Here is a 7,786-nt window from a genome sequence, read left to right as displayed (position 1 = left end):
TAGTCGGAATTTTGGCCAAATTTATCTAACCCTCCTCGAAGGCCGAATCACGAATTGTTAGTCATTGGAGTTGCTTCCTCCCAACTAATTTGTCAGATTTTAATGACTAAATTGGCGGATTTTTCGGTAAATTTTAGTTTATTTCCCTATCCCCCTATCCCCCTATCCCCCTATCTCCAATAATCGTTAACTTATTAAAGTTTGAAACAGCCCTGCCCCAATTCTGGGGGGAACAAAACTCTCTTGCGTCCCCCAAAGTTGGGGGATTTAGGGGGCTTTAATAAAACCAGATAATCGCGCATTCATTCCTTAATTCAGCAAGGCCCATATTTGACCAAGAACTGTTTCTAGTGTTAAAAAATTTTATCTTCTGCAACTACTTCTTTACATCGTCAAAGAGATGGCGATCGCTCACATTAGAGTTATTCTTCAGATAGTCACAAACGCGATTACCCCTTTTTCATCCTGAGTGATTCATCGCCTTAACTGCTCGTCTCAAACAGACAAGCACTCTGTGGATAAAAGTCTTGTCTTCTAATTCGTGATCGTCTTGAATACCTAGTTAGTGTTCTGCTAATTGATCAAAGAGCTTTCAAAACGAGCATCAAATTTCTCTAAAAGCTTGTTCATTGGGTATGTTGAGATATCATTTGTATCCTGCCCTTCCTGATTGCATTTGCCTCGGTGTGCTAGCTTATCTAGTTGATCAGGTTTGTCACTGTAATCTTTCCAATACCCTCCTAATCCAACAATAATGACTTTCCCACCGTTCGATACAAACTGCTCAATTGTCTTTATTTCATCATTTTCCAGATTGCCCCATGCATTTCCAATGATGATAATATTGGCGTTTGTATTTTGAATTTTTGTGCTATTAATAGGTGCGGAAATCTCCTTGGTTTCATACCCCAATTTTTCCATAATATCGGCTATTTTGTAACCTTTTAAATCATTATTTAAAGTCAAAAGTTCGCAATGACCACTTGACATTAATACTTTTTTATTGCCATTAAGTCCATTGATATAATTAAGCACTAAAAACATAAAAGTACTATAATTTGTATTTGATAAAAGTCCATGATGTGCAATCGTGAATACTTGCCCCTTATTATACTTACGTGACATGGCAAATACCTGATTGTTTTCGTTCAACAGAGTTCTCCAAGGGGCTTTATTGAGTGCCTTTACCTCTCCACGAACTGGATTGTTTTCAGAAGTGGGGTTAATGTTCAATACAGTATTGATGGAAAATTCCGCTAGTACTTTGATAGAGTCGCTTTGGAATTGCTCAGATGCGGAGTTGAGTTGCTGCAACTGATTAAAACTAAAGATGCTCAATCCACTCAGAGCGAGAATCACGACCGTTAGGCTAATGAATCGACGGCTATCATTTCGCCTTTTTTGCAGAGTACGCCGCACAAACTCAGCTTCTACTTGGTTAAGCCAGTTATCATCGGATAAAGATACCTTTTTCAACAAATCAAGACGAGGGTTAGCATGCCAAAGAAACTTTGCCTTTTGTTGGCTTTTCCACTCCTGGGCTGCGGGAGTCAACCGCCGTTGTAGAAGTAAGCTTTCTTCCTCGTTTTGTTTCCATCCCAGCAATCTTTGCCATCCCCGTACTAAAGCATCATGGGCTGGTTCGACATTAGGATTCCCCTCAGCATCTTGTCCAATAACCAATAACCGTGCTGTGCTAAAACGCTGAATTACTTCCTTCACTAAAGCATTTTTCGCTGGTGGATATTCCAATTCCGATAAAGGTACCCGCCTACGGGCTAATTCACCCCCACCTAGTGCCACCATCCGCAGCATGACATGACGGATTACTTGGTCATAAGCGGGATTTTCTTGAACTAGCAAATGATACTCCTGATCAGCCCTTTGAGTTAGCGATCGCATTACTCCCCCCAATTCAAGATAATCTTCTTGAGTCAGCGCCCGGTCAATGGTGATTCCTCTATATTGTGCCTGCCTTTGTCGCCTTAAGTATTTCAGATAAAGTTCGCTCAAGGCAAAAGACAGCAGGGGCAATCCTCCGGGCATATCCGCCACTTCATCAATTAATTTTTCTACTAAATCGTGGGGTTGAAAATACATTACCCGTGCTTGAGCCGGTTTTTCTATCGCTTCGTTGAGTTCCCCTCGTGTCATCGCCGGTACAATAAATCGTCCACTTTGCCAAAGATTTATCAGTACCTTAGTTCCCAATTGATTTAGTACTTCCGGTGCCAACTTTAAGCCCACATCTGTGATTTGGGGTTCAAAGTCAGAACGTAGGGTTAATACTACCCGTAATTTATCCCCATGGGCATTTATGGCTGTGAGTATCTGTTGGAAAAACTCCTGACGCTGATCATAGTTTTGACAGAGTGTAATAATTTCTTCGCTTTGGTCAATAAACAGTAATAACTTAGAGTTTGGGTTATTTTTTGCCCAAACATCAATGCTCATTGCCAGGTTATGCTGGGGGTTTTGTGGCTCTACCAAGGGTAACTTAGCTTCAGTCAGCACATTATTTAATGGTTCCAAGGGAGTCTCACCAGGACGGATGGGTGGCAAAATACACCATTTCTCGGTATTATCTTGCCGTAGTTTGGGAATTAATCCTGCCTTGACCAAGCTAGACTTACCCGAACCGGAAGCACCCAACACCACTGTCAGGGGATTAGCTTTGACAAAATCCTGTAACTTTTCCACTAGTAATGTTCTACCGAAAAACAGTGAACTGTGTTTCTCGTCAAAGGAGTTTAAACCGCGATAGGGATTTTGTGATTGATCCAAAGGTGGTGCGGGGGGTAAATTAAGTTCATGTCCGGGAGAAAGAAAGATATATTCTCCCTTATCGTGCTTATTTAAACACCAAATACCAGGGGTTTGTCGCAGACGGCATTTTTCTGTGGGTATTTCGACTCGATCCCGTAAATGTAAATATAATTCGGTGGCTGTAATTACCCCATCTCCAGGCGGTTTACCATTGGTAGCAGGAGGATAGATATCTGCTCCACCTTCGAGGGCTTCTAATAATGCCGCTGCAAAAGGGGAATGATTGCCGACTTGACCGCGTACGCTATCTAAATTAAAGTTATCTAAAGCCTTTTGGTCAGAAGCTGAAGAAGTAATGATTTGCCAGGCTGGGTCAGTAATAAAACGGTCATAACGCTCTTGGTGAATTACTTCTGGCGATGTGAGTAAATCCCTAGTATTCGACCAACGGAAAGCACCAGCAAAACAGCAGTCGAGGATACCCAAGAAATGACGACAAGGTAATTGACTTAAAGCATCGTGTAACTTGGTCATGGGCAGATAACTATTAGTATCGCCGAGTTTGGCATCTTGAGGAATTAAGTAACCAGCCGGGCCATCATCCCCATTAAGAGCTACTCCATGACCAGCAAAGTAAAATAATAAGCGGTCATTTTCAGTAACTTGTTCGGGTAAGGTATGAAATAAAAATTTGTTAAACTTAGACAGAGTTGCCACTTCGTCTAGGCATTCCCAGACTTCGTAATCATGCTTCTCGCGGAGAATTTCCACTAGTTTTTTGGCATCGTTTACGGCAGTGTTGAGGGGAGAAATGCCGTTGGTGTAGTTATTGATACCGATGATAAAGGCGAGATTCCGAGAAAACATGTTATACTAAAAGCACTTATAAAGATAACTTTAATACTAGGGATTGCTAGCATCCCATTTTGGCAAATATATCTTTTTATGTGGGCGGTATAATCCCGCTCACACAGCTGGGGTATAGTTTGTCAAATCTGGGATGCTCCCTATTTATTCCCCAAGATAATTTGTTAACTTTACGCAGAAATTAGTATTTTCGTAATAAATCTTTACCTATTGACGAAAGCAGACAAGCCCTAGTGTCATTGGCGTATATAGCATTGTAAGCATTCAGCTATCAGTTATCAGCTCTCAGCTATCAGCTATCAGCTTATGCGCTACGGGAACAGCTTAAGCGCTACGCGCACGGCTGACCGCTGACCGCTGACCGCTTACGCATCATTGACCTAGATTCTCGCGGGGTTGAGATTGATTGCTCCGTTGGCTATTATTGGATGACTTTACTATCAACCAAGCAATACTAGCTGCTACTAATACCCCAACAACCCCAATAATCCACCATTTCAGTGCTTTGTTCCCTGAAGAATTATTAGTAATATCTTTTGTGTTTTCTAGGGCTTGAATCACTGCCTTGGAGAGGGCAGTTAACCCCACTGGTTCAGTAAAGTAAACCAGGTGATCGCAGCCGATTTCCTGAATTTTCGGTTGTGGAGTCCGGTTTGAACCTAAGCTTTTTATACTTTGTACTGTAACAGCGATATCATTTGGTTGCTCAAAGAAAGCCAGAGCTACAGCTTTATCAAATAACTTCTGCATTAGTCGTTGCAAGGGACTAGGGCGTGTCTTCAAACTCTGAGATCCCCCTAAATCCCCCTTAAAAAAGGGGGGCTTTGAGTATGGCTCCCCCTTTTTTAAGGGGGGCTGGGGGGGATCATAATCTTGCGGAAAACTTTGAAAACACGCCCTAGACGTTTGATTGGCCTCTGCTGTCAGGGCGGCAGGAATAATAGATGTATTACCAGCAATAATTGAGTAAGGTACTTTGGGGTCGGGACTTGCTGCTAATTGTTCCAAGAACTCAGAAGTGGGATGCATCTGGTTTAGGGAAATATCAATAGTTTCAATCTCATCAGCAAACTGGTTAATAGCCTTAAGCAACATCCCCATCACTGGTACTGGCCAAGTAAATTTTGACAGCCCATTTAAACCGATACTTAAGGTAGCTAATGCCCAATCTTGAACCGTAGACCAAGGGGAACCAGCATTGGGTGTACCTAGCATAATTAAATGCCCAACTACCTGATTACCTCCTTCTCGTTCAATAAACCAACGAGAAACCAACCCTCCCATGGAGTGGGCGACAATGTGAAAAATTTTACCGTGGTTCTCCCCTAACCCTACAGCTTGTAGTCTCTGCTTCAGCAATTTAGCATTCTCTACAATTGAGGTATTTAAACTCTCATAATCATAGGTGAGTACCAGGTCATACAATTCCGCCAGGGGTTTTTGTGTTCCATCCACCTCAACCTGGGCGGAGCGAAGGCTGGGCAGCAAGCTCTCGGTATCACCAAGAATACCGTGTATGTAGAGGACTATGCGTTGGGCTTCGGCAACCCGCGACTTGACTTGTTCAACCTCTGTTGTATAGTTGACTGTATAGTTGACCACTCCAGAGGCAGTGACATCCGCTGCTGCCAAAATTGGGTAATTAAACTCTAGCCCCAGTTGTTGAGACACTACTTTTTGGAAGAAAATTCGGATCGAACCCCCCAAGCTGCGGCTACCTTCACTAATTGGTTCTGTTAACCGTTCCAGTAAAATCTCCGTTTTGCCCTCCGGGGTAGACCGAGCCCGTCCCAAAGGCAGGAAAAACTCCCCATCGTAGCTAATCGGTAACAGTTGTTCATCACAAGCAAGGGGTCGATCAACAATAAGTTTCAGGGGATTTTTGGGTGTAACGGCTGACGGATTTTCCACCTCAGTTAATTCCAGCGCGCTTAAACCAGGATCCGTTCCCCGACTGCTAGTAAAGTCAAAGGACTCAATTCCCGGATGGTTTTCCCGCAGTATCGGTGGTAAGATATGATTACCTAAATCCCTAGTTGATTGGGTGAGAGTGGTTAGACGTGCCTTAGCTCTCAATTCGGAATGGGCGTATAGGGCGGAACCCACTCCCAGAAAGACATAGTCGTCCCCTCTGGGAATTGGAGTAGTGTGTAGAGGACGCACGGTAGTAATGCTAATTTGGCTAGTTAACCAGTCATCATAGATTTGATCTTCTTTTGTGTTGGGGAGGTCACGAGCTGGAATCCTTTGCATTAGGCGGTTGAGGGTACCATTACCGCGATGGGGTGTAGGCACGGGACGTTGAGGTACGTCAAGTTTTGGTTGTTCGAGCAAAGTAGCATCAAATTCCGTCGAACAGATAATCAGTTTGAGAATATCTTTAACTTCCGTAATCCCCGCTTTTTGCCATAGTTGTTTGGGAACCGTAGGACAAATAGGATTTCCGCGATTAACCCAGGCTTCATCTCCCTCTTGCCCCCTTGGTTGCAGCCAAATCCCACCGCCATCTAACAACCCAGCACCGACGGCGTAAAAGTCGGTTAAAACCAGCAGAGCGCAATAAAGCGGCTCATTACTGGTGTTTTTCAGCTTAATTTTCAATGTGGGCGATCGCCACCTGCCATTTTCCTGTTGATATTCCAGGCGAATGTCAGTATCTAGCAAAAGCGTCCCATCCTGCTGGTAAATCAACATTTGCACAGCATCGGGGCGAATGCGGCTGGTGGCTGGGCTGGCCAGTTCAGTGATATTCAGCCAACGGGTGATATGTTCTAATCGCTGAATCGCCTGCAAGGCAGTGGCATCGGTGTAACCTGAAATGGCAGCCACTAGAGGACGGTCATCCGCTGGTTGTGTAATTAAATAGTTACCGTCACGAGCCAGTAACTTAAAATCGGCAGCTTCAGGGGTTGCCACTTCCCGAACATACAGGGAAGGCTGATTGTGAGCCGTGTTGAGCAGGGTGCTACGGGCTAATTCTACACCAGCTGGTTCTCCTGACAATAAAACCCCTTTCGGTGGCAAGGGCAGACTAGTGATTACTGCTTTCCAGGTCATTTCGGGATCTAAATCCCCAATACCACTAATTTGAACTTTACTCAGCTGGGGCATTACTTCGACAATTTTTGCCTCACCTACTGCCGTTGAGAGTTGGCGAAGTTCCTCTGTGGGGGTGTCAAAGGGAAACAAGGCCAGTATTGTGGTGTCATTCCCAACAGGTTGAGAAATGCCGTGAACCGCACCACCATCAATCACCCAGTCCTGGTTTTTGTCATAGCAGACAGTAAAGTAGGGTGTATGGTTAGCGATCGCACCGCCGAGAAAAGGTTGGTCTAAATCACTCAACTCCGTAGCTTCGATTTGGGGAGATTGGGCGTCGATCTTACTGCGGACTAGGGCATTGGCACGCTTGAATAAATCCCGATAAGTCAGGCTACCATTGGCTTTCTTCAAGGTATCCAGCAAAAAGTAAGAAAACGCACCTCTTGGTTGCCCATTGCTGTTGTATTCTTTCGCCGTCTCACTATCTCGACAAGCGGCTAGGACGATATGTTTTCCTGTGGGGAAACTCCAACCACTAGGATTTTTTTCCGGGCTGAGGGCAGCTGATAATTTTTCAGTTTCACTCAAGGAGAAAATAAAACTATCCCAGGGTCGCTGACGTTTGTCGGTGGAAGTTTTACGAATTGCTGTTTCTGCTTCTAGTTCGCCACGGGTGGCAGCACCAGAGTGACAGCAGTCTAAAATAATAACAGTGTGGGGGTTGTTCTGGTCTACCTCAGAAATTAGCTTGGCTAACTCCTTATCTGCCAAGTCCCAACCCCCTTCAGTGCGACTGTCATAACAGACTAATGTTTCATCTAATCTGTCTGGCTCTATTGCCCAAAACTCTTGTGGGGCTTGCTCTTGAGAACCATGTCCCGCGTAGTAAAAGAAAGCAACATCTTCACTGCTAGCTTGACACAAATGCTCCCGAAAACCATCAATAACTGCCTGACGGGTAGCATCTTGATTCAAGAGTGTGCGGATGTGAAGTTTATCTCCATCTGCAGCGACCCGCCCTTGCAAATATTCCTGTATTTCTAGGATGTCATTGACACAGCCATTCAAAGAAGGAACAGGACTGGGATATTCATCAATAGCTACCAGCAGC

The 7,786-nt window shown here is 44.3% G+C and carries 2 protein-coding genes; both read right to left on the bottom strand.

From position 1 onward, the window contains the following. Nucleotides 1-573 precede the first annotated feature (573 nt). Complete coding sequence (locus tag F6K49_RS32405; protein WP_293103261.1) at nucleotides 574-3,633, bottom strand: caspase family protein; 3,060 nt, start codon at nucleotides 3,631-3,633, stop codon at nucleotides 574-576. A 372-nt stretch (nucleotides 3,634-4,005) separates the two neighbouring features. Next, nucleotides 4,006-7,786: caspase family protein (locus F6K49_RS32400; protein WP_366514258.1), on the bottom strand; the 3,781-nt coding region annotated here is incomplete at its 5' end.

The organism is Moorena sp. SIO3I6 (assembly GCF_010672095.1).
This window is presented reverse-complemented; position numbering and strand designations above follow the sequence as displayed.